The following is a 20859-nucleotide window of genomic DNA, read 5'->3' as shown; positions in this document are numbered from 1 at the left end:
CTTAGACCTTCTCAATTGCGATGGCGGCACCCTGGCCGACGCCGATGCACATCGTGGCGATGCCGCGCTGGCCGCCCTCCTGCTCGAGGCGGTTGAGCAGGGTGATGGCGATGCGAGATCCCGAAGAACCCAGCGGATGGCCCAGCGCGATGGCCCCGCCCCAGGCGTTGACCTTGTTCTGATCGAGCTCTAGCTCACGGATGCATGCCAGGGACTGGGAGGCAAAGGCCTCGTTGAGTTCGATGGCATCAACGCTGCCAATGTTCCACCCGGCCTTTTCTAGGACGCTGCGCGTTGCAGGGATCGGCCCCAGTCCCATGACTTCCGGTGCTAGGCCCGCGTTCGCATTCGCGACGACCCGGGCGCGGGGGGTGAGACCAAAACGCTCGATGGCGCGCTCGCTGACGACGAGGATGGCGGAGGCGCCGTCGTTAAGCGACGAGGAGTTGCCCGCGGTGACGACCTCGCCGCCCTCGACCACTGGGCGCAGCCTGGCCAGGACCTCCGTCGTCGTGCCGGGGCGCGGCCCCTCATCGGTATCGACGAGAGTGATGTTGCCCTTGCGATCAACGATCTCAACCGGGACGATCTCGGGGGCAAATCGCCCGGCCTCAATGGCGGCGAGGGCGCGAGCCTGGGACTGGGCGGCGAAGGTGTCGGCATCCTCGCGCGAAATATTGCACACCCGCGCGACCTCCTCGGCCGTCTCCGGCATGGAAAACGTCGTCTTTTCTTGGCTTGCGAACTTCGGGTTGACGAAGCGCCAGCCGATGGAGGTATCGAAGGTCTCGCCAGGCTTCGCAAAACCGCTGCGCGGCTTTTCGACGACCCACGGAGCCCGCGACATCGACTCCACTCCGCCGGCGACAACGACATCCGCCTGCCCTGAGTTCACCATCGCCGTGGCCAGGGCAATCGCCGACATCCCGGAGGCGCAGAGGCGATTGACGGTGATGCCGGGGACGGAATCCGGGTACCCAGCCAGCAACCAAGCCATGCGGGCGACGTTACGATTCTCCTCACCGGCACCGTTGGCGTTGCCGAGGATCACCTCGTCGACAGCCGACGGGTCGATGCCCGCATCTTCGATGACGGCGCGGATGGTGAGGGCGGCGAGGTCATCCGGGCGGACGGAGGAGAGGGCTCCGCCGTAGCGGCCGACGGGGGTCCGGCGGCCGGAGACGAGATAGGCGTCAGTGCTCACTGGGGGCTGCTCCTTGGAGGTTTCGAGGCGGTGGTTTAGTGGCCGTGAAAGGTGGGACGGCGCTTTTCGTTGAAGGCGGCGAATCCCTCCGCATAGTCGGCGGAGGAACACAGCCGACCCTGCGCGAGGTTTTCTTCGTTGACCGATTCCCACAGGCCACGGCGTTGATCGCGAATGTCGTGGACGAGTGTGCGGCTGGCCAAGAAGGCTAAGGTGGCGCCCTCGGCTGCGCGGGCAGCCTTCTCGCGGGCGAAGTCGAGGAGCTGATCGGCGGGGATTGCCCGGGAGAATAACCCAGCGTCCACCGCCTCGCGACCAGAGATCATGTCACCGGTGACAATAAGGTCCATGGCGCGGTGGGCTCCCAGGCGCTCCACGAATAGGGCGTGCCCGCCTGAGTCGAGAGTCGCGCCGAGGTTGGCGAAGGGGGAACCGAACGTGGCATCCTCGGCGACATAGGCAATGTCACTGGCGATGACCAGTCCCAGACCGACCCCGAGGCAGACCCCGTGGACTGCCGCGAATGTCGGGGCGGGGAAGGTGCTCATCTGCTGCAACACGGGGGTGACCTTGTTGGCGAGGTAGTCGGTCGCGTCATCTTCAGCCGGGTCGAGGCCACGGATGTTGCGGCCGGCGCTAAACGCCTTTCCCTCGCCGCGCAGCAGGAGGGAGCGAACGTCGCGCTCGGCGGCTTCTGCGTAGGCCTGGGAGAGCTCCTGCAGGTCAGATTCCGTGAGGGAGTTCAAAGCCCGCGGGTTGTTGAGCACTATTTCGGCGGTGCGGCCGTCGATGAGGAGATCGATCATTGTGGCTCCCGGTTAGGCGTCGTAGTCGACGGTGATGGAATCACCGGTCGGTCGGGTCTGACAGGTGAGGACATAGCCGCGTTCCACCTCGTCCGGTTCCAGGGCGTAATTCTCATCCATCGTGAACTCACCCTCGATGACTTTTGCCCGGCAGGTACCGCAGACGCCGCCGGCGCAGGCGAAAGGCACGTCGGGGCGGGCACGCAGGGCGGCGTTGAGGACCGTTTCGTGGGCCGAAGCGGGGGACTCGATGCTGCCCGACAGTCCATCAAGCTGGAAGGAAATGGTGATGTTCCTTCCCGCCGGATCAATGATGACGGGGCGGCCGGTATTACCCTGCTGGGGGCCGTCGGAGGGCTTACCGGTGGAGAAGAGTTCGAAGCGGATGTTGTCACTATCGACGTCGCGTGCGGCCAGCTCGTCGCGGACCAACTGGACCATCTCGAAGGGGCCGCAGAGGAACCACTCGCGGGCTTCTTCCGTGAGGATGACCTTGTCCAGCAAGATCTTCAGCTTTTCGTCGTCGATACGTCCCGAAAACAGTGGGTTGACACGTTGCTCGCGGGAGAGGACGTGGTGGACGGCGAAGCGGGTGGGGTACTTGTCCTTGAGGTCGCCGATCTCTTCGGCGAACATCACGTCGCTGCCACCCTTGTTGGCGTAGACCAGCTCAAACGTCGCGGTGGGGGAGCCGGAGAGGAGCGCCTGGGCGATGGACATGATGGGGGTGATGCCGGAACCGGCGGCGATGGCCACGAGATGGGGGGCACCGCCGACGTCGGCAAGCTCATCTTTGAGCAGGGCCTGCGCATCGTTGAGGGAGGTCACGCGGACGCGGGAAGTAAAGGCCCCCTGGGGGTTCATGACCTCGATGACGGTGCCCGGCTGCAGCTCATCGTTAGCCCAGGTGGAAAAGACTCCACCGAGGTCGCGCTTGATGGCGACCCGGATGATCCCGGATTGGGGAATGTCGCAGATGGAGTAGGAGCGACGCACTTCTTGGCCGTCGATGGTGGCGCGGAGGGCAACGTACTGGCCGGGGACGTAGTCGTAGTCCGCGCGCAGTTCCTCGGGGACCGCGAAGCTAACCTCCACGGCGTTGTCGGTCAACCGACGGACTTCAGAGACCTTGAGGGGCTGGAACTTCGCCCTCTGCTTGGTGGATTCGGGAGCTGACATCAGTGCACCTTGAAGTAGTCGAAGGGCTCGAAACAGGCCTCGCAGCTGTAGAGCGCTTTGCAGGAGGTCGAGCCGAATTGGGCGAGTTTCTTGGTCCGGGTGGAACTGCAACGGGGGCAGGGGACCGGAGTTGGGGGAGCCAACGTTAAGGGGATCGGGCCCTGGGGAGTAGGCGAGGAGGAATGCTGGGGAGGGGCGATGCCGTACTCGCGTAGCTGTTCACGCCCCTGCTCGGTAATCCAGTCGGTGCTCCAGGCGGGCTGAAGCACAAGGTCCACCACAGCATCCTCGTAGCCGGCGGCGGCGAGGACTTGTGCTACTTCCCGGCTGATGTGGTCCATGGCCGGACACCCCGAATAGGTCGGGGTGATGGTGACCACGGCGTGGCCGTCGATGATGGCCGCGCGGCGCAGGATGCCCAGGTCAGCGATGGAGATGACCGGAATTTCCGGGTCCGGAACTGACGCGGCGATGTCCCAGACCCGGGCATCCGCCGGGTCGGTGGGGCGCAGGGGGTGGGCAGACATGATGATCACCAGGTTGCGCCGGGATGCTGGCGGGCGAAGGACTGCATCTCGAGGAGGATGTAGCCACGCTGCTCGGAGAAGCAGCCGGTGCGGTGTCCGGACATGGCCTGCGGGGTGGTGGGGACCTCTAGCCCGGCAGTCTGTAGGACGTGGGCGATGCGCTCGTCGAATTGTTCGCGCAGGCTGGAGGACGCAACCGCGATGCCTTTCTCGGCGAGGGTGGTGTGGATGGGCAGGTCTTCGAAGAGCTCGGCGAGGTAGGGCCACATGTAGTACAGGCCCTCCTCGATCCGCTGCTTGGAGTAGTCGGTGCCCAGACCCAGGCGCAGAACCCACTGGTTGGCGTGGTCGACGTGGTACTCGACCTCCTTGATGGCCTTCGCAGCGATGGCGGCGATGGTCGGATCAGTGGATTCGAGCAGGGCTGAGTACAGGCCGTACATGTAGTAGGAGGCGAGGAGCTGGCGGGCGATGGTCTGGCCAAAGTCGCCGTTTTCCTGCTCCATGAGGCGGGCGGAACGGAACTCCTCTTCGTCGCGGAAGTAAGCGAGGTCGTCTTCGGTCTGGTTCGTGGCTGTGCCGGCGTAGGAGTAAAGGAAACGAGCGTGGCCGATGAGGTCGAGCGCAATGTTGGCCAGGGCGATGTCCTCCTCCATTTCCGGGGCACGGGAGATCCACCAGGTCAGGCGTTGGCCGAGGATGAGGGCGTCGTCGGCAAGCATGGCGGCGTAAGCCGCGACATCCGGGGTGGCTACGGCACCGGAGTGCTGAACGTCTTCCGCAGTGAGCGATTCGCCTTGAGTCTGGCGGGTGGCGGAGTCGACGGAGGCGAAGTTATTCACAGGTGCGGCACCCCTTCGGACTTGTCATAGTAGGTGGCGTGGCGGTAGTTCTTGCCGGAGGCGGACTCGAAGTAGCCGCCCTTGGAGTCGGGATCGGAGGAGGTCACGGCCTCGGAGGGCACAACCCAGACGGAGGTGCCTTCGTTGCGACGGGTGTAGAGGTCGCGGGCGTTGCGTAGGGCCATGGTGGCGTCGGGCGCGTGCAAGGAACCGGCGTGGACGTGAGACAGGCCACGGGAGGATCGGACGAAGACCTCCCACATCGGCCAAGACTGCTGATCGGACATGAGGGCAATGCTCCTTTTATGTAAGTGCTAGGCGATGAGGTGGGAGTCGGCGGCGCGGGCGGTTTTCTCGGCGTAGGCCGCGGCTGCCTCCAGCACCCAGGCGCCGTCGTCGAATGCTTGTCGACGCCGCTGCATCCGCTGCACGTTGCACGGTCCTTCGCCGTGGATGACGGCTTTGAACTCGCTCCAGTCCAGCGGGCCGTAGTCGTAGTGGCCGCGTTCCTCGTTCCATTTGAGGTCGGGGTCATCGAAGGTGAGGCCTAGGGCTTCGACCTGGGGGACGATCATGTCGACGAAGCGTTGGCGCAACTGGTCATTGGAGAAGCGCTTAATCTTCCACTCCATGGATTGCTGCGAGTTGGGTGAATCCTCGTCGGGTGGGCCGAACATCTGCAGGGCGGGGCCGTAGAAGCGGTTGATGGATTCCTGCGCCATGCGCTTCTGCGCCTCGGTGCCATGGGCGAGTTCGTAGAGAATCTCCCAGCCCTGGCGCTGGTGGAAGGACTCCTCCTTGCAGATGCGGACCATGGCGCGCCCGTAGGGGGCGTAGGAGGCGCGGCAGAGGGGGACTTGGTTGCAGATGGCGGCGCCGTCGACCAGCCAGCCGATCGCTCCGATATCCGCCCAGGTACGGGCCGGGTAGTTGAAGATGGAAGAATATTTCGCGCGGCCGGTGAGCAGTTGATCAACGAGCTCGTCGCGGCCGGTGCCCAGGGTCTCGGCGCCGGAGTAGAGGTAGAGGCCGTGGCCGGCTTCGTCCTGGACCTTGGCGATGAGGATGGCCTTGCGCTTGAGGGAGGGTGCGCGGGAGATCCAGTTGGCCTCCGGTTGCATGCCGATGATCTCGGAGTGGGCGTGCTGGGAGATTTGGCGGGTGAGGGTCTTGCGGTAGGCGGCGGGCATCCAGTCGGTGGGCTCGATGCGCGAATCCTCGGCGATGATGCGGTCGAAGGCCTCTTGGCCTGCAGTATCTGCTTCGGGGAGGGTGCTGGTAGTCACTTGGTTACGTCCTTTGCTGGAGAGGTCGATTAACCGATCGTTCGGTCAGTATATGGACGAGTGTGATCTATGTCAATTTTTTTGGGGCGGCTTTCTGGCGCTGATTTACCGGCGGGGGATCGTGCGGGAGGTTCCCCGGAACTCCGTGATCACCTTGCCGTTGACGGTGAGGGTGACATCCGTAATGCCGTTGCGTCCCCAGGTGCGACGTTCGACGGCGTGACCCTCGACCACGTCCCCCTCGAAGGCGGGTGCGATGTAGTGGATGCCAACCTGGGCGGCGACCGCCACCTCGCCGTGGGAGTTGCAGGCGCCGGCGAATAGGGAGTCGGCGAACGTGAACAGGTAGCCGCCTTGGGCGGTGTGGTGGCCGTTGCACATGTCGGGGCGGATGGTGAAAGTGCCACGGGCTTCGCCCGGGCCGAGGTGAGTGATGATCATGCCAATGCCTTGCGAGGCACGGTCGGTCTCAAACATGGTGCGCACATGCTCAAACTGGGGTCCGGTGGCGACGCCGGGGGCGAGAATAGGGGTCATGGGGAGGCTCCTAAGACGGTCCGATACTGACCAGTTGGTCAGTATTGAGCGGAGAGTCTACGTCATCCAGGCGACTGCCAACCGGGGTGCGGCTGCTTAAATGGGGGAGATCGAGTGAAATCCCATGTGAGGAGAATGGCATGCCGCTGTCAGGAAATTCGGGCGGCCGGGGTCGTCCCGGTTACGGCCGCGAGGACGTCATTCGCATTGCCGTCGAGGTATTCAACCAGCATGGTTACGAGGCAACGTCGATGGGGACCCTGGCGGGACGCCTAGGGCTGAGCAAATCAGCGATCTATCACCACATCACCTCTAAGGAGGAGATCCTGGTCGAGGCCACCGACAAGGCTCTCGCCGAACTGACCACCGTGATCGAGTCCGCCACGCATGAGGCGGGGAGCACGGTCGAGAAGCTGGAGTTGCTGGTGGCTGGCTCTACCCGCGTGCTGTGCGAGTACCCGGCCTATGTCCGGTTGCTGCTTCGCCTGCGGGGAAACACGGACGTCGAGATGCAGATCCTTGAGCGTCGGCGTCGGTTGACGCAGGAGCTTATCGACGTCGTCCGCGATGCGCAGGGCGAAGGCCTGGTCACCGACGAGTTGGAGGCGGGGGTGATTGGTCGCCTCATTTTCGGCATGATCAACTCGATTGTTGAGTGGTATCGCCCTGGTGGAAAATGTACGCCCGAGGAAATGGCAGCCATTACGCCACGTCTGGTCTTCGACGGGATCCTGCTTCGCAAGGGCTAACCCCAGGGGGTGAGGAGGGTATCGGCGCGCTATGCTGCGCCGATGTTCTGATTCGGGGGTAATATCCGGGTGGAAGCTGAGAATCTTTAGGACCATTTAGCGCAAATGTGTTGCACGTTACACGCGTGCGGTTGTAACCTGTGCCACATGCTCGCTGACCGATTGGTCGGTAAGTAATTGGTAATCAAGTTTGCCAATCGCCTGTACCCGACTCACTTGGCGGGCATAGAAAGGACTACGCAGTGGCTTCCTCCACCGACATCACTTCCACCATCCATGGGCCCCAAACCAGCATCGAGTACGCCTCGCGCGATGAAATCACTGCGTTGCAGACCGAGCGCATGAAAAACACCCTGCGCCACGCGTACTACAACGTTCCGCATTACAAGCGAGACTTCGATGCCCGGGGTGTCCACCCGGATGACTTCAAGGAACTCAAGGACATCGGTCTATTCCCCTTCACGGACAAGGCCATCCTGCGTTCTGAGTACCCCTTCGGCATGTTTGCCGTGCAGAAACACCAGATCGCCCGAATCCACGCCTCATCCGGTACCACCGGCCTGCCCACCGTGGTGGGATACACCCGCAAGGACATCGAGACCTGGGCCGAGCTCGTCGCCCGTTCCCTCAGTGCCGGTGGGGTCCGCCCCGGTGACCGCGTGCAGGTGACCTTCGGCTACGGGCTGTTCACTGGCGGGCTGGGTCTGCATTACGGCGTTGAAAAGCTCGGAGCCACTGCCATCCCAACCTCGGGCGGGCAGACCGACCGCCAGCTGCAGATCATGCGTGATTTCCAGCCGGACGCGATCGTCGGCACGCCTTCCTACATGCTCAACGTCCTCGACCGAATGCGGGCGGAGGGCCTGGACCCGGAAAACAGCCCAATGCGAGTGGGTATCTTCGGTGCCGAGCCCTGGACCGAAGGAATGCGCCAAGATCTAGAGACCGGTTTCGGAATCGACGCCACCGATATTTATGGGCTGTCGGAGGTTATGGGTCCGGGCGTGGCGCAGGAGTGCATTGAGACCAAAGACGGCCTGACCTTGTGGGAAGACCACTTCTATCCTGAGATCCTTCACCCCGAAACTCAAGAGCCGGTGCCAGACGGCGAGCTCGGTGAATTGGTGATCACTCCGCTCACCAAAGAGGCTTTCCCGGTCATCCGCTATCGCACGCACGATCTCACCCGCCTGCTGCCCGGAACCGCCCGTTCCATGCGCCGCCTCGGACGCATCAGCGCCCGCAACGACGACATGATCATCCTCCGGGGAGTGAACTGCTTCCCTTCCCAGTTCGAAGAACTCATCGTGGAGGACAAGAATCTCCGCCCCCGCTACCAGTGCATTCTTAGTAAACGCGGGCGTATGGACCACCTCACCCTCGTGGTTGAACACGCCCCCGGTCGCACGGCAGACGAGATCACCAACTCTCAACTGCACCTGCGCAAGCTCATCAAGGACCGCATCGGTGTCTCTGTCGATGTCGAAATCCGCGACACGGTCGACTCTGGCGAAGGCAAAGCCAAGCGCATTGTCGATAACCGTCCCCAGAGCTAACCCCCTTCTTCTCTTTAGCGCACCCGCCAGGCCGGCGGCAGCTGTGGCTGCCGGCCTGCTCGGGCTACCAGAAAGTAGCTGAGATGACTACCGCTTCCTCACCCGTCACCGCCCCGCCCACTCCGGAACCGATTACTAATGAGCACCGCCGTGTCCTCGCCGGCGCCATGGTCGGCACCACCATCGAGTGGTTCGATTTCTTCATCTATGCGCAGGCAGCAGCCCTGATCTTCGCTACCCAGTACTTCAATCCGGCCTCCAACGACAATGCGACCATGGCGCAGATCGTATCCTGGGCGTCGCTGGGTATCTCCTTCCTCTTCCGCCCGCTCGGCGCGGTGATCGCCGGTCACTTGGGTGACCGCCTGGGCCGCAAACCTGTTCTTGTGGTCACGTTGCTGGGCATGGGTGGCGCGACCGTCGCCATGGGTCTGCTTCCCAACTACGCAGCCATCGGCATTGCCGCGCCGATCATCCTCGTGTTGCTGCGCATCATGCAGGGCCTGTCCGCAGGTGGCGAATGGGGCGGCGCCGCCCTCTTGGCCGTCGAGCACGCCCCGGTTCAGCGCCGCGGATACTTCGGATCATTCCCCCAGGTTGGCGTCCCTGCAGGCATGCTCCTGGCTACCCTGTTCATGCTGGTGCTCTCCGCCACGCTGACCACCGAGCAGTTCGAGGCGTGGGGCTGGCGCATCCCGTTCGTTTCCTCACTAGTGCTCATCGTCGTCGGGTACCTCATCCGCCGCCTCGTGGAGGAATCCCCCGTCTTCGCCGAGCTGGAGGATTTGAAGAAGAAGTCCTCGGCGCCGCTGTCGGAGCTCTTCCGCAACCACACCAGCAAGGTTGTCCTCGCCGCCCTCATCTTCGCAGGCGTTAACGCGGCCGGTTACATGGCCATCGCCTTCATCGTCTCTTATGGCACGAAGAACGTCGGCTACGACCGCACCACTACCTTGGCGGTCACCTCGGCGACGGCTATCGCCTGGATCATCTCGACGCTGGTTTTCGGCGGGCTTTCTGACACGATCGGCCGCAAGCAAACGTTCGCCCTCGGCTACATCGGTGCAATCCTGTGGGCGGTGCCGATGTGGTTGCTCGTTGACTCGGGCAATGTCGCGCTCTTCATCCTCTCGATGGTGGTGCTGGGCATCCTGCTCGGGGCGACGTATGGCCCGCAGTCCGCGCTGTACGCCGAAATGTTCCCGCCAGAGGTCCGCCTCTCCGGCGTCTCCATCGGCTACGCCATCGGCTCCATCATCGGCGGTGCCTTCGCCCCGATGATCGCCGCACTGCTTCTCGACGCCACAGGCACCTCCATCTCCATCGGTATCTACATCGCGGTGGTCTCGCTCATCTCACTCATCGCGGTGCTCAAGGTGCCGAAGGGCATCCAGGGCAAGCCCCTGAACTAGTCGGGTTGGCAGCCGGGACACCAGAAGAGGTTCCGGCCCTCCATGACCTTCTCGGTAATGGTGGTCCCACACACGAAGCAGGCTTGGCCGGCCCGGCGGTACACATAAACCTCTCCGCCGTGGTCGTCCTTGCGGGGCTCGCGGCCCATGGCCTCCGGGGTGTGTTCGGGCCGGACGGTGTCAATGCGTCCGGCCCGAACTCCGTCGTTCATGAGACCGACGAGGTCAAACCAGACGCTATCGAACTCATTACGTTCGAGCTGATTGCCGGGCCTAAAGGGCGAGATGCCGAGGCGGAAGAGGGTTTCTGCTCGGTAGATGTTGCCCACCCCGGCGAAGAGTTTCTGGTCCATGAGCTGCGAACCGATGCTGCGCTTCGAGCGGGAAATGCGGGGCCAGAGGCGATCCGGGGAGGCGTCATCGCGAATCGGGTCCTCGCCCAACTTGGCTGCGGCGATGTCGTACTCGGCGTCTGTAATCAGCCGGCACCATTGCGGCCCCCGCAGGTTGGCGGCCTCGTCGCCGTTGTCGATGCGCAGGCGGATCTGTCCCCACACGTCCGCGGAAGGCTCGAAACGCATCTCCCCGATGAGGCCCAAGTGGATGTAGAGAATGTGCTCGGAGTGAGGGGCATCGACGTCGATGAACAAGTGCTTACCGATGGCTTCTGCCTGGGCGATCCGCGCGCCGTCGATAAGCGATGCCTCGGCGGCGAACCTCCCCTGGGGGGAGGTGATGCGCAGGTCGCGGCCAGCGTAACGTTCGTTGAGCTCATTGGCTAGGCGGTGGATGACGTGACCTTCGGGCATGCGCACAGTGTAATGCCGACGCGGTAGGGTCGGCGTTAGACTGTTCGCATGCCACATGCCATCGGATTCGACCGCGACCGTTACATCGAGATGCAGTCGGAGCACATCAATGCTCGCCGCCGCGAGATCGGCGGCAAACTCTACCTCGAGATGGGTGGCAAGCTTTTCGACGACATGCACGCCTCCCGCGTGCTGCCCGGCTTCACGCCGGACAACAAGATCGCGATGTTGGAGCGGATCAAGGAAGACATCGAGATCGTCGTCTGCCTCAACGCCAAGGACCTCGAGCGGCAAAAGGTGCGCGCCGACCTTGGCATCCCCTATGAGGAGGATGCACTACGCCTCATCGACGTGTTCCGCGAGCGTGGCTTCCTCGTGGACAACGTCGTGATCACTCAGCTCACCGACGACAACCCCATGGCGCAGACCTTCATCGATCGCCTCGAGCGACTCGGGATGAAGGTGTCTCGGCACCGCGTTATCCCCGGCTACCCGGCCGATACCCGGCGGATCGTGTCGGAGGAGGGCTTCGGTGTCAACGAGTACGTGGACACAACTCGCGATGTCATCGTGGTCACTGCCCCCGGCCCAGGATCTGGCAAGCTCGCCACCTGTTTGTCGCAGGTTTACCACGAGTACCAGCGCGGAGTGCGCGCCGGCTACGCCAAGTTTGAGACCTTCCCCATCTGGAACCTACCGCTCGAGCACCCCGTCAACCTCGCCTACGAGGCGGCTACCGTCGACCTGGACGACATTAACGTCATCGATCCTTTCCACCTCGCAGCCTACGGTGAGCAGGTCACCAGCTATAACCGCGACGTGGAGGTCTTCCCGCTGCTCAAGACCCTGCTGGAAACACTCGCGGGGACCAGCCCCTACCAGTCGCCGACGGACATGGGCGTGAACATGGCGGGCTACTGCATCTCCGACGACGCCGTGTGCCGCGAAGCCTCGCGCCAAGAAATCATCCGCCGCTACTTCAAGGCGCTGGTGGATGAGCGCAGGGAAGAACTCGATGACACGTTGTCCTCGCGCGTCGCGATGGTGATGAGCAAGGCCGGCTGCCACGTCGAGGACCGCGTCGTCGTCGCCCCCGCGCTGGCGGTCGCCGAGCACACCGGGCTGCCGGGTGCGGCCATGGAGTTGGCCGACGGCACCATCATCACCGGCAAGACGACCGAACTGCTGGGTTGCTCCGCCGGCATGCTGCTCAACGCCCTCAAACACCTCGCGGGAATCGACCGGGAAACCCACTTGCTCTCCCCGGAATCCATCGAGCCAATCCAGACGCTCAAAACCACCCACCTGGGCTCGCGCAACCCGCGCCTGCACACCGACGAGGTGCTCATCGCCTTGTCCGTCTCCGCTGCGGGCAGCGACGAGGCTCGCCGGGCCTTGGCCGAGCTGAAGAACCTCAGCGGCTGCGAGGCGCACACCACGACGATCCTGGGTTCCGTCGACGAGGGGATCTTCCGTAACCTCGGTGTGCTGGTCACCTCCGAGCCGGAGTACTGGCGCAAGTCGCTGTATCGGAAGAAGTAAGCTAACTGCTGTGTCCCTCAGCAAAATCCTCCTGTACTACCGCTTTACCCCCATCGCCGACCCGAAGGCGGTGATGCTGTGGCAGCGCGATCTCTGCGAATCCCTAGGTCTGCGCGGCCGCATCCTCATCTCCGAACACGGCATCAACGGCACCGTCGGCGGCGACATCGCCGCGTGCAAGAAATACATCCGCAAAACGCGCGATTACCCTGGCTTCAAGGACATGGAGTTCAAGTGGTCCGAGGGTGGGGCGGAGGATTTTCCCAAGCTCAGCGTCAAGGTCCGCGAGGAGATCGTCGCCTTCGGCGCCGTCGGGGAACTGAAGGTCGATGAGGGTGGGGTCATCGGGGGAGGCGTTCACCTCAAGCCCGAGGAGGTCAACGAGCTTGTCGACGCCCGCGGGGACGACGTCGTCTTCTTCGATGGCCGCAATGCGATGGAAGCGGAGATCGGCAAATTCAAGGGGGCCGTGGTGCCCGACGTGCGCACTACCCACGACTTCCTCGCGGAGATCGAGTCGGGCAAGTACGACTGGATGAAAAACCGCCCCGTGGTTACCTACTGCACCGGCGGCGTACGCTGCGAGATCCTCTCCTCGCTGATGAAAAACCGTGGTTTCGAAGAGGTCTACCAAATCGACGGCGGCATCGTCCGTTACGGCGAGAAGTTTGGCAACCAGGGCCTGTGGGAGGGCTCGCTGTACGTCTTTGACAAGCGCATGCACGTCGAATTCGGCGAGGATTACCGGGAACTCGGCCACTGCATCCACTGTGGGGCGGCGACGAACAACTTCATCAACTGCCGCAACGAAGACACGTGCCGCCAGCAAGCCCTCGTGTGCGAGTCGTGCGCCGCCTCGCCCGCCACGGACCACTGCGGCCGCGCCGAATGCGTTAGTACCCTAGGGCTGGGATAAGGATCTGGCCAGCGGTGATGAGCCAGACCATGCAGAAGGGCACCATCACCCAAAACACGCCCATCCACGGGCGCCAGCGGGTGTAACTGTTGAGTTTGCGGGTCATGATGATGGCGCAGCCCAAAACGCCGACGATGGGGACGATGCTGGTCACCGACGGCCACACGATCTGCGCCGTCCGGGTGCACAGCCACTCGGCCTCTCCCGCTACGCAGGCCGGACCGCCGAGCAGGCGGAAAACCAGGAGCAGGCCCAAGCCAAGGGCGAAGGTAATCGCCGGAATGGCAACGAGGAATTGCAGGGCCTGGCGGGTCGACTGCCGATTGCGTTCAGCCTGAATCACGGGGTCCAGCGAGGACGCCAATTCCTCGGGCGATTGCGGGTCCGGGGGGCGGAGGTTGGCGAAGTCCGCGTCCGCCGTCAGGTCATTTTCGGGATGCTCGAGGAAGCCGCGCCAACCCCACCGACGATTGCCGTCGGGATCGTGGTCACCGGGTCGCTCCTGATTCATGCTCCTCACTGTAGACGCTCACTAATGGGTGGGTGCCGGGCGGATAACCACGGGAACCTCGACGTGGCGGAGGAACTCCGTGGCCGTGGAGCCCAAGAAGACGCGTTCGAAGGCGCCGGGTGGGTCCGAGCTGAGGACGAGGAGGTCGCCCTTCTTCCACTTGAGGGCGTCGATTGCTCCCGACCAGCCGGAACCCGTGCCGATTTCCGAGTCGACGTCCAGCTCAGGGAAGGCATCGTGCACCGAATCGTGGGCGCGGTCGAGCATCGCGAGGGAGTGCTCCCGCCACTCATCGACCAACTCGCGGGTGAAGTCGACCTTGCTGTTGACGGGGGCGTCGGCTATCCCGGAGGGGGAGAAGGCGAGAATGCGCAGCCCGACGGCCCACTCCTGGGCGATCTTGGCGGCATAGTGCAGCGATTCGTCCCGCTCGTCGCCCTTGCTCTCTAAGTAGGCCAGGTTGACGCGAGTGACGCCGCGCTTGGAAAGTTTCACCGCGCGCGGGGCCAGCGCCAACGGGCGGGGAGAAGAGTGTAGGAGGGCATCGGTCGTGGAACCGGCGAGGAAGCGGCCCTTGGGGGCAGCGGCGTCGGAGCCCAAGATGACCAGGTCCGCGTCGAAAGCATCCGCGGCCTCGGTGAGCAGCACCGTCTCGGAGGGCCCATCGGCGAAGACACTGATTGTCTCGTCCCAAAAATGCTTATCGATGCCCGCGGCGGTCAGCGCCCGCTTCACCGCTGCTTCGCTGGCAGCGGCCTCCTTGTGGAACCACTTGCGGTACTTCCCGCCTAGCTTGCTCAACGAGGTGGCAGGCCAGGGGCGAACGAACGTACTGACCACACGAATGGAGACGTTCGTGGTCCGGCTGAGCCAGGCCGCTAGTTCAATCGCCTCGGTGCCGGGCGAGTCGGGGCGCCAAGCGATGAGGAGCCGGGCGGGCTCGGCAGGCTCGGAGGTATCAGAAGCAGGGGTATGGGGTGCCATGACGGACCCAATTTTTCCGTCTAAGCGTTGTTCGTGTCAATAAGATCCGCCCCATAGACCTCCGCCAGCTTGTTAATAACCTCCGCCAGCTCCGATGCCCGCTCCAACTCCGAGTCATCGAGGGTGGAAATCATATCGGCGAGGTACTTGGTGCGCTCATCGCCGACACGCTTGAGCTCGCTTTCCCCCAGCGGGGTCAACGCGACGCGCACCCCGCGCCGATCATTCTCGTCGCGGATGCGATCGACCAATTCCCGCTGCTCCAGCTGGTGAAGGGCATTCGACGCGGTGGGCATCCGGATACCTTCCCCGCGAGCGATTTCGCTGATGCGGGAAGGTCCGTTGTCCTTGAGGCGGGCCATGATGGACAGCTGGGGTCCTGTCAGGTCCGACTGCTCGGCGATGCGGAAGTACATCACGTAGAGCTTTGTCAGCGCCGGGCGAATCCGGGCAGCTATGTCCTCAGGGTTCGGTTTTGTCATAGAACCCATGATAGACACGTTTGCACTTAAAACGGTCTACATACTATTCATCGGCTCCGATGATGAATGCCTCGAGCTGCGCGCGGGCCTCATCATCGCCCAACTGCACCGGCGGCGACTTCATCAAGTAAGCGCTGGCAGGGAGCACCGGACCTGCGACTCCGCGGTCGAGGGCGATCTTGGCCGCACGGACGGCGTCGATAATAATGCCAGCCGAGTTCGGCGAGTCCCACACCTCCAACTTGTACTCCAGGTTGAGGGGGACCTCGCCGAAGGCGGTGCCCTCGAGTCGAACATAAGCCCACTTGCGGTCATCGAGCCACTCCACGTAATCCGAGGGGCCGATGTGGACGTTGCGGTCCTCGGTCTTTCCGGCGAGCGGCGAATCCACCAAGTTTGACGTCACAGCCTGGGTTTTGGAGATCTTCTTCGACTCCAGCCGGTCGCGGTCGAGCATGTTTTTAAAGTCCATGTTGCCGCCGACGTTGAGCTGCATGGTGCGCTCGAGGCGCACGCCGCGGTCCTCGAAAAGCTTGGCCAAGACCCGGTGGGTGATGGTGGCTCCCACCTGGGACTTGATGTCATCGCCGACGATGGGCAGACCGGCGTCGCGGAACTTTTTTGCCCACTCGGGGTCGGAGGCGATGAACACCGGCAGGGCATTGACGAAGGCGCAGCCGGCGTCAATGGCCGCCTGGGCGTAGAACTTATCGGCCTCCTCCGAGCCGACCGGGAGGTAGGAGACGACCACATCGACGGCGGCGTCGCGAAGCACGGCTGCCACATCAATCGGCTCGGCGGAGGATTCGACGATGCTCTGGCGGTAGTGAATCCCCAACCCGTCGAGGGTGGGGCCACGCTGGACGGTGACGCCGGTGGGCGGGACCTCGGCGATGGTGATGGTGCAATTCTTCGACGCCCCGATGGCCTCCGCGACGTCGGTGCCCACCTTCTGCTCGTCCACATCGAAGGCGCAGACGACCTCCACATCACCGACGTGGTATTTGCCAAACTCCACGTGCATGAGCCCGGGGACCTTCTCATCGGGGGAGGCATCCCGGTAGAACTCGATGCCTTGCACCAAAGAAGTGGCGCAGTTACCAACGCCCACAATTGCTACGCGAACCTTACTCATTTACTAATTCACTCCTTGAGACTGGCGGACAGCGGTCGCTGATCGCGCTCGAGGCCTCATCCTAAGGTGCTGAAGTGCAGATTTAGGTGAGGTGAACCTTCCTTACCGATCAAGTACCTCGGCTTCGGGGGCGGCGGTATCCTGGCTGGGTGGTTGAGTATCGCAACGAAGTGTCGCATCGCTGGGAGCGTCATTCCCTGCTGGCAGGCTGGCGAGACGGCAGTGTGACGCGGGAGGAGATCTGCGACGCTGACTTCCTCCTCATTACCGCCGCCCGCTATCATGGCCAACCCGCCGGATACCCCTGCCCCGTGTGCGAAGGCGAAAATCTACGCGTTGTGCTGTGGATTCACGGAGATCAGCTCGGACGCATGTCGGGCACCGCGCGCAGTAGCGAGGAAATCGAGGCGATTGTCAGCGCGGGCCGCGAAGCAGTCGTCCACACCGTCGAAGTCTGCCCGGACTGCCGGTGGAACCATCTCCTCAACGCCGCCACGGCTTATCCGGGGGCGTGAGCGGGCACACCTTGCAGTGGCAAAGGATTCCCCAGGATGGGCTAAAGGAAGTAGTGTTCACTGTGTTAACAGTGTCATCGGCTATAGCGGGGACGACAGGTGTCTGAAGAGAAGAAGAACAAAGCCTCCACCGGCAAGCCCACCCCCGGGCGTGGGCGCACGGTACTCAAGTGGGTGCTAGGCATGATCGCGGCGATGATCCTCATCCCGCTGGGCGTATTTCTCGTCGCCTACACCACATATGACATCCCGCAGCCCGAGGAGCTGACCTCCAAGCAGGTCTCCACCATCAACGCCTCCGACGGGCAGACGGAGTTGGCTCGCATCGTGCCGCCGGAAGGAAACCGCCGGCAGGTGCCGCTTAGCGACGTCCCCGAATCCGTCCAGAACGCGGTCCTCGCCGCCGAAGACCGCGAGTTTTGGACCAACAGTGGCTTCTCCGTCACCGGCTTCGGCCGCGCGGTCATGGGGCAGTTGACCGGCAACGATTCCGCCGGTGGTGGTTCCACGATCACCCAGCAGTACGTGAAGAACACGCTGGTGGGTAATGATCACTCCTATGTCCGCAAGGCCCGCGAGCTCGTCTACTCGATCAAGATGACCAACGAGTGGAGCAAGGAAGACATCCTCGCCGCGTACCTCAACACCGTCTACCTGGGCCGTAACGCCTACGGTGTCGAGGCCGCCTCGCACGCCTACTTTAATAAGCCCGTCAACGAGCTAGGCCCGGAGGAAGGCGCGCTGTTGGCCGCCACCATCCAGCTCCCGAGCCAGCTCGATCCGTGGAACAACCCGGAGGGCGCTGAGACCCGCTGGAACTACGTCCTCGACGGCATGGTTGATATGGGTGTGCTCCCCGCCGAGCAGCGCGCCGGCATGGTCTTCCCCGAGACCCGGAACCCCGCCGAGTACTCCGCCTATACCGAAGCGACCGGTACCAACGGCATGATCAAGAACCACGTCATGGCCGAGCTTGATCGACTGGGCATCACCGAGGAAGACGTGACCACCCGCGGCCTGCGGATCACCACCACGATCGACATGCAGGCTCAGAACGCCACCCTCAACGCCGTGGCCACCCAGATGCCGGGCCTCCAGGAAGATGCCCGCACCGCGGTCGCCTCCGTGGAACCCGGCTCCGGTGCCGTGCGCTCCTACTACGGCGGCGACGATGCCGCCGGGTGGGACTACGCTGACGCTGGCCTGCAAACCGGCTCGACCTTCAAGATCTTCGGCGTGGCCGCCGCCCTCCAGCAGGGCCGCCCGCTGAGTTCGATGTACTCTGCGGCCCCCGTGGCCATCCCGGGTGGCATCACGGTGAACAACTTCGACCGCTCGACCCCCGCGCCGTCCACTGTCGCCGACGCCCTCAAGCACTCCTACAACACCACCTTCATCCGCCTGCAGCAGGATCTGGCCAACACCACCCAGGACACCGCAGACATGGCCCACGCCTTGGGCGTCGCGCGGTCGATCCCGGGCGTGCCGGAGACGCTGACGGAGAACGGCGGCCAGCCCTACGAGGGCATCATCCTCGGCCAGTACCAGTCCCGTGCCATCGACATGGCCACCGCGCTGGCCACCCTGGCCAACCGAGGAATTTGGCACGAGACCCACTGGGTTGAGCGGATCGAGACCGGCAACGGCGATGTCCTCTACCAGCATGAGAACGGAGGCGGCGAGCGCCGCGTCTCCCAGATCGTGGCCGATAACCTGCTCTCCGCGATGCAGCCCATTGCCGCCTACTCCAACGGCAGCAACCTCGCCGGTGGGCGCCCCTCGGCGGCCAAGACCGGCACCGCCCAGCTGGGCAACACCGGCCTGAACAAGGATGCCTGGATGATCGGCACCACCCCCGACCTGGCCACGGCCGTCTGGGTGGGTACCGCGGACAACACTTCCGCCATCTTCAACGAGTGGGGCGGCAACATGTACGGCGCCAACACCCCGGCCCGCATCTGGAAGATGACCCTGGACGGGGCACTCGAGGGCAAGGAAATCAAGTACTTCGCTGATCCGGCGCCCATCAACTTCGGTATCGGCCCGCCGCCGATGCCCTACATCCCGCCGACGAGCACCTCGCAGGCACCGTCCTCCGAGGAGGAGACGCCGTCCGAGACTCCGGAGGAAAACCCGGAGGCGACTCCGCCGGGTATCCGCCTGCCCGAGCTGCCGACCTTGCCGCCCCCGCCGACTGACGGTTTGGAAATCGCGCCGGGCATCGTCATTCCGGGTCTCTTACGCCAGTAAACCGGTGGAGAGAACTATCTCGCGGGTCTCACCCGCAGAGACCGAGCTGCTGGCCGCCGGGCTCACCGACTTCCTCGGTGGGCCCGTCGGCCGATTCGCGGCGGTGGGTCGCCAACGGTGGTGGACGCCCCTGCGCGTACTCATCTGCACGGCCCTGGTCTTTCTCTCCTTTGGCTTCCTATCCAAGGCGAATTGCCTTCAGGGCACAGTCGGCGAAGACGGGACCGCGTCGCTGAATTGGTCCGGCAACCGCCAATATGTCTCCGCCTGTTATAACGACATCGTCCCGCTTTACAGCGGGCGCGGACTGGAACAGGGTGGCTTCCCCTACGCCTTCTCTTGGCAGGAGGGTGGCCTCACCCGTTACCTGGAGTACCCCGTTCTCACGGGCCTGTTTCAGGGTTTCCTCGGGTGGCTGGCCCGCCTCAGCTACCCGCTTATCGACGCCCTCCCGGGCGCCGTCCCCGCCGCCTCCTGGTACTTCGCCCTCACCGCCCTGGCGATGTCGGCGCTGTGGGTCCTCACCATCCGCCTCGTCGCCGCACTAGCTGGTGATCGTATCTGGGATACCGTCCTCGTCGCCGCTTCCCCGCTGGTCATCGTCCACGCGTTCACGAACTGGGACATCCCCTCCATCACGGCGATGGTCGGCGCTGTGTATCTGGCTAGCCGTGGGCGCTACGGCTGGGCCGGGGTGCTCATCGGGGTGGGCACGGCGTTGAAGCTGTGGCCGCTATTCATCCTTGGCGCGTACCTCGTGTTGGCGGTTCGGTCCCGCCGATTCCGGCCCTTCCTCTCCATGCTTGCTACCTCGGTGGGCACGTGGCTGGTCCTCAATTTGCCGATCATGATCGCCTACCCCGAGGCGTGGAACGAGTTCCTCCGCCTCAACCGCGAGCGCTCCTGGGAATGGACGACGATCTACGCCATCGTCTCCCGCCTCACCGGCTGGGGCGGATTCGATGCCGCTGGCACCACGCCCGTGATCCTCAACGCCGTTAGCTTCGCGCTCTTTATGCTGGCCTGCCTGGCCATCGCAGTCTTCGGGTGGCGCGTTGAGCGCACCCCCCGCGTCGCCGAGCTGATCTTCCTCATCCTCGCCGCGTTCTTGCTCTTCAATAAAGTCTGGTCGCCGCAGTACTCCCTCTGGCTGCTCGTCCCCGCCGTCCTCGCTCTGCCGCGCTGGCGCCTACTTGCCGCCTGGATGACCGTCGATGCCCTCGTGTGGCCCCTGCTCATGTGGCACATGCTGGGAGTAGAAAACAACGGCATCCGACACGACCTTCTCGACGCCGCCCTCATCACCCGCCTCGTCATCCTCACCGTCATGGTGGTCCTGGTCATCCGGCAGATGCTCGGGCGAGAGCCCGAGCCGGTCGCCAATAGGGGAAGATGGACCTCATGAGCACAATCACCATCCTGGGCATCAGCTCCATAGTTCTCGGAGCGCTCTGCGTTACCGGCGCATTCATCGCCTACAGCTACCGGAAGCCAGTGGGCATCTCCGTCGGCTTGGGCATCGGGGCGTTCTTCTTCCTCACCGTCATCCCGGTGATCTTGGCGGTGTTCTACGCGACGTCACCTGGCTGATCTGTTTGGCGGAGATTTCCGCATTAA

General features: G+C 63.7%; 22 protein-coding genes. 9 read left to right on the top strand and 13 right to left on the bottom strand.

All coding sequences use genetic code 11. The features are described from left to right. Position 1: 1 nt before the first annotated feature. The 8 genes from CATRI_RS12880 to paaI all read right to left on the bottom strand — a co-directional run bounded on the left by CATRI_RS12880 (position 2) and on the right by paaI (position 6381). On the bottom strand, positions 2 to 1204 hold the full coding sequence (locus CATRI_RS12880; RefSeq protein ID WP_290218261.1) for a thiolase family protein: 1203 nt from the start codon (positions 1202 to 1204) through the stop codon (positions 2 to 4). A gap of 35 nt (positions 1205 to 1239) precedes the next feature. Beyond that, positions 1240 to 2010: an enoyl-CoA hydratase/isomerase family protein gene (locus CATRI_RS12875; protein ID WP_290218260.1), complete on the bottom strand. Its 771-nt coding sequence runs from the start codon at positions 2008 to 2010 to the stop codon at positions 1240 to 1242. 12 nt (positions 2011 to 2022) lie between these two features. Next, the gene (paaE, locus tag CATRI_RS12870) at positions 2023 to 3189 is read right to left on the bottom strand and encodes a 1,2-phenylacetyl-CoA epoxidase subunit PaaE (protein ID WP_290218258.1); all 1167 of its coding nucleotides are present in this window, start codon (positions 3187 to 3189) and stop codon (positions 2023 to 2025) included. Next, on the bottom strand, positions 3189 to 3716 hold the full coding sequence (paaD, locus tag CATRI_RS12865) for a 1,2-phenylacetyl-CoA epoxidase subunit PaaD (RefSeq protein ID WP_290218256.1): 528 nt from the start codon (positions 3714 to 3716) through the stop codon (positions 3189 to 3191). Before paaD ends, paaE begins: the two co-directional genes overlap by 1 nt. 5 nt (positions 3717 to 3721) lie before the next feature. Further along, complete coding sequence (paaC, locus tag CATRI_RS12860; RefSeq protein ID WP_290218254.1) at positions 3722 to 4558, bottom strand: 1,2-phenylacetyl-CoA epoxidase subunit PaaC; 837 nt, start codon at positions 4556 to 4558, stop codon at positions 3722 to 3724. After that, on the bottom strand, positions 4555 to 4845 hold the full coding sequence (gene paaB / locus CATRI_RS12855; protein WP_290218252.1) for a 1,2-phenylacetyl-CoA epoxidase subunit PaaB: 291 nt from the start codon (positions 4843 to 4845) through the stop codon (positions 4555 to 4557). Before paaB ends, paaC begins: the two co-directional genes overlap by 4 nt. A 27-nt stretch (positions 4846 to 4872) precedes the next feature. Beyond that, positions 4873 to 5844 carry a 1,2-phenylacetyl-CoA epoxidase subunit PaaA gene (gene paaA / locus CATRI_RS12850; protein WP_290218251.1) on the bottom strand — a complete coding sequence of 324 codons (972 nt, stop codon included), beginning with the start codon at positions 5842 to 5844 and terminating at the stop codon, positions 4873 to 4875. 105 nt (positions 5845 to 5949) lie between these two features. Beyond that, the gene (gene paaI / locus CATRI_RS12845; RefSeq protein ID WP_290218249.1) at positions 5950 to 6381 is read right to left on the bottom strand and encodes a hydroxyphenylacetyl-CoA thioesterase PaaI; all 432 of its coding nucleotides are present in this window, start codon (positions 6379 to 6381) and stop codon (positions 5950 to 5952) included. Between the two features lie 140 nt (positions 6382 to 6521). Here paaI and CATRI_RS12840 point away from each other — a divergent pair, with 140 nt between their 5' ends. From CATRI_RS12840 to CATRI_RS12830, 3 genes are all read left to right on the top strand, one after another. Continuing rightward, entirely contained in the window at positions 6522 to 7130 is a 609-nt protein-coding gene (locus CATRI_RS12840; RefSeq protein ID WP_290218246.1) for a TetR/AcrR family transcriptional regulator, read from the top strand. 242 nt (positions 7131 to 7372) lie between these two features. Further along, positions 7373 to 8686 (top strand): AMP-binding protein, encoded by a 1314-nt coding sequence (locus tag CATRI_RS12835; protein ID WP_290218243.1) that lies wholly within the window; start codon positions 7373 to 7375, stop codon positions 8684 to 8686. 83 nt (positions 8687 to 8769) lie between these two features. Further along, positions 8770 to 10098: an MFS transporter gene (locus CATRI_RS12830; protein ID WP_290218240.1), complete on the top strand. Its 1329-nt coding sequence runs from the start codon at positions 8770 to 8772 to the stop codon at positions 10096 to 10098. Here CATRI_RS12830 and CATRI_RS12825 read toward each other — a convergent pair. After that, positions 10095 to 10907, bottom strand: coding sequence for an Fpg/Nei family DNA glycosylase (locus CATRI_RS12825; protein WP_290218239.1), 813 nt, complete (start codon positions 10905 to 10907; stop codon positions 10095 to 10097). The two genes, CATRI_RS12830 and CATRI_RS12825, sit on opposite strands and share 4 nt — an antisense overlap. 48 nt (positions 10908 to 10955) lie before the next feature. Here CATRI_RS12825 and CATRI_RS12820 point away from each other — a divergent pair, with 48 nt between their 5' ends. After that, on the top strand, positions 10956 to 12449 hold the full coding sequence (locus CATRI_RS12820; protein WP_290218237.1) for a DUF1846 domain-containing protein: 1494 nt from the start codon (positions 10956 to 10958) through the stop codon (positions 12447 to 12449). Positions 12450 to 12459: 10 nt separating this feature from the next. Next, positions 12460 to 13365, top strand: coding sequence for an oxygen-dependent tRNA uridine(34) hydroxylase TrhO (gene trhO, locus CATRI_RS12815; RefSeq protein WP_290218235.1), 906 nt, complete (start codon positions 12460 to 12462; stop codon positions 13363 to 13365). Here the strand turns inward: trhO and CATRI_RS12810 are convergent. From CATRI_RS12810 to CATRI_RS12795, 4 genes are read right to left on the bottom strand one after another with little or no spacing between them, the layout of a single operon-like run. Then, entirely contained in the window at positions 13343 to 13876 is a 534-nt protein-coding gene (locus CATRI_RS12810; RefSeq protein WP_290218234.1) for a hypothetical protein, read from the bottom strand. The genes trhO and CATRI_RS12810 overlap by 23 nt on opposite strands. A 21-nt stretch (positions 13877 to 13897) precedes the next feature. Continuing rightward, the gene (locus tag CATRI_RS12805; RefSeq protein ID WP_290218231.1) at positions 13898 to 14860 is read right to left on the bottom strand and encodes a universal stress protein; all 963 of its coding nucleotides are present in this window, start codon (positions 14858 to 14860) and stop codon (positions 13898 to 13900) included. 20 nt (positions 14861 to 14880) lie between these two features. Continuing rightward, positions 14881 to 15342, bottom strand: coding sequence for a MarR family winged helix-turn-helix transcriptional regulator (locus CATRI_RS12800; protein WP_083985775.1), 462 nt, complete (start codon positions 15340 to 15342; stop codon positions 14881 to 14883). 43 nt (positions 15343 to 15385) lie between these two features. After that, positions 15386 to 16477, bottom strand: coding sequence for an inositol-3-phosphate synthase (locus CATRI_RS12795; RefSeq protein WP_290218228.1), 1092 nt, complete (start codon positions 16475 to 16477; stop codon positions 15386 to 15388). Between the two features lie 149 nt (positions 16478 to 16626). On the opposite strand from CATRI_RS12795, the gene CATRI_RS12790 reads away from it, so the two are divergent. The 4 genes from CATRI_RS12790 to CATRI_RS12775 all read left to right on the top strand — a co-directional run bounded on the left by CATRI_RS12790 (position 16627) and on the right by CATRI_RS12775 (position 20832). Continuing rightward, complete coding sequence (locus CATRI_RS12790; RefSeq protein WP_290218225.1) at positions 16627 to 16992, top strand: DUF5318 family protein; 366 nt, start codon at positions 16627 to 16629, stop codon at positions 16990 to 16992. Positions 16993 to 17091: 99 nt separating this feature from the next. After that, positions 17092 to 19242 (top strand): transglycosylase domain-containing protein, encoded by a 2151-nt coding sequence (locus CATRI_RS12785; RefSeq protein WP_290218222.1) that lies wholly within the window; start codon positions 17092 to 17094, stop codon positions 19240 to 19242. Between the two features lie 4 nt (positions 19243 to 19246). After that, positions 19247 to 20647 carry a glycosyltransferase family 87 protein gene (locus CATRI_RS12780; protein WP_290218219.1) on the top strand — a complete coding sequence of 467 codons (1401 nt, stop codon included), beginning with the start codon at positions 19247 to 19249 and terminating at the stop codon, positions 20645 to 20647. Further along, on the top strand, positions 20644 to 20832 hold the full coding sequence (locus tag CATRI_RS12775; protein ID WP_290218216.1) for a hypothetical protein: 189 nt from the start codon (positions 20644 to 20646) through the stop codon (positions 20830 to 20832). Before CATRI_RS12780 ends, CATRI_RS12775 begins: the two co-directional genes overlap by 4 nt. Positions 20833 to 20859: the final 27 nt, after the last annotated feature.

The sequence above is a fragment of the Corynebacterium atrinae genome (assembly GCF_030408455.1).
GTDB lineage: Bacteria > Actinomycetota > Actinomycetes > Mycobacteriales > Mycobacteriaceae > Corynebacterium > Corynebacterium atrinae.
Note: the sequence above shows the minus strand (reverse complement) of the source record. Positions and strands in the feature narration are given on the sequence as shown.

Bases quoted from the DNA above. Each gene is read 5' to 3' on its own strand.
- CATRI_RS12875 (WP_290218260.1), bottom strand. From the start codon at position 2,010: ATGATCGATCTCCTCATCGACGGCCGCACCGCCGAAATAGTGCTCAAC.
- paaE (WP_290218258.1), bottom strand. From the start codon at position 3,189: ATGTCAGCTCCCGAATCCACCAAGCAGAGGGCGAAGTTCCAGCCCCTC.
- paaD (WP_290218256.1), bottom strand. From the start codon at position 3,716: ATGTCTGCCCACCCCCTGCGCCCCACCGACCCGGCGGATGCCCGGGTC.
- paaB (WP_290218252.1), bottom strand. From the start codon at position 4,845: ATGTCCGATCAGCAGTCTTGGCCGATGTGGGAGGTCTTCGTCCGATCC.
- paaI (WP_290218249.1), bottom strand. From the start codon at position 6,381: ATGACCCCTATTCTCGCCCCCGGCGTCGCCACCGGACCCCAGTTTGAG.
- CATRI_RS12840 (WP_290218246.1), top strand. From the start codon at position 6,522: ATGCCGCTGTCAGGAAATTCGGGCGGCCGGGGTCGTCCCGGTTACGGC.
- CATRI_RS12830 (WP_290218240.1), top strand. From the start codon at position 8,770: ATGACTACCGCTTCCTCACCCGTCACCGCCCCGCCCACTCCGGAACCG.
- CATRI_RS12825 (WP_290218239.1), bottom strand. From the start codon at position 10,907: ATGCCCGAAGGTCACGTCATCCACCGCCTAGCCAATGAGCTCAACGAA.
- CATRI_RS12820 (WP_290218237.1), top strand. From the start codon at position 10,956: ATGCCACATGCCATCGGATTCGACCGCGACCGTTACATCGAGATGCAG.
- CATRI_RS12810 (WP_290218234.1), bottom strand. From the start codon at position 13,876: ATGAATCAGGAGCGACCCGGTGACCACGATCCCGACGGCAATCGTCGG.
- CATRI_RS12805 (WP_290218231.1), bottom strand. From the start codon at position 14,860: ATGGCACCCCATACCCCTGCTTCTGATACCTCCGAGCCTGCCGAGCCC.
- CATRI_RS12800 (WP_083985775.1), bottom strand. From the start codon at position 15,342: ATGACAAAACCGAACCCTGAGGACATAGCTGCCCGGATTCGCCCGGCG.
- CATRI_RS12795 (WP_290218228.1), bottom strand. From the start codon at position 16,477: ATGAGTAAGGTTCGCGTAGCAATTGTGGGCGTTGGTAACTGCGCCACT.
- CATRI_RS12775 (WP_290218216.1), top strand. From the start codon at position 20,644: ATGAGCACAATCACCATCCTGGGCATCAGCTCCATAGTTCTCGGAGCG.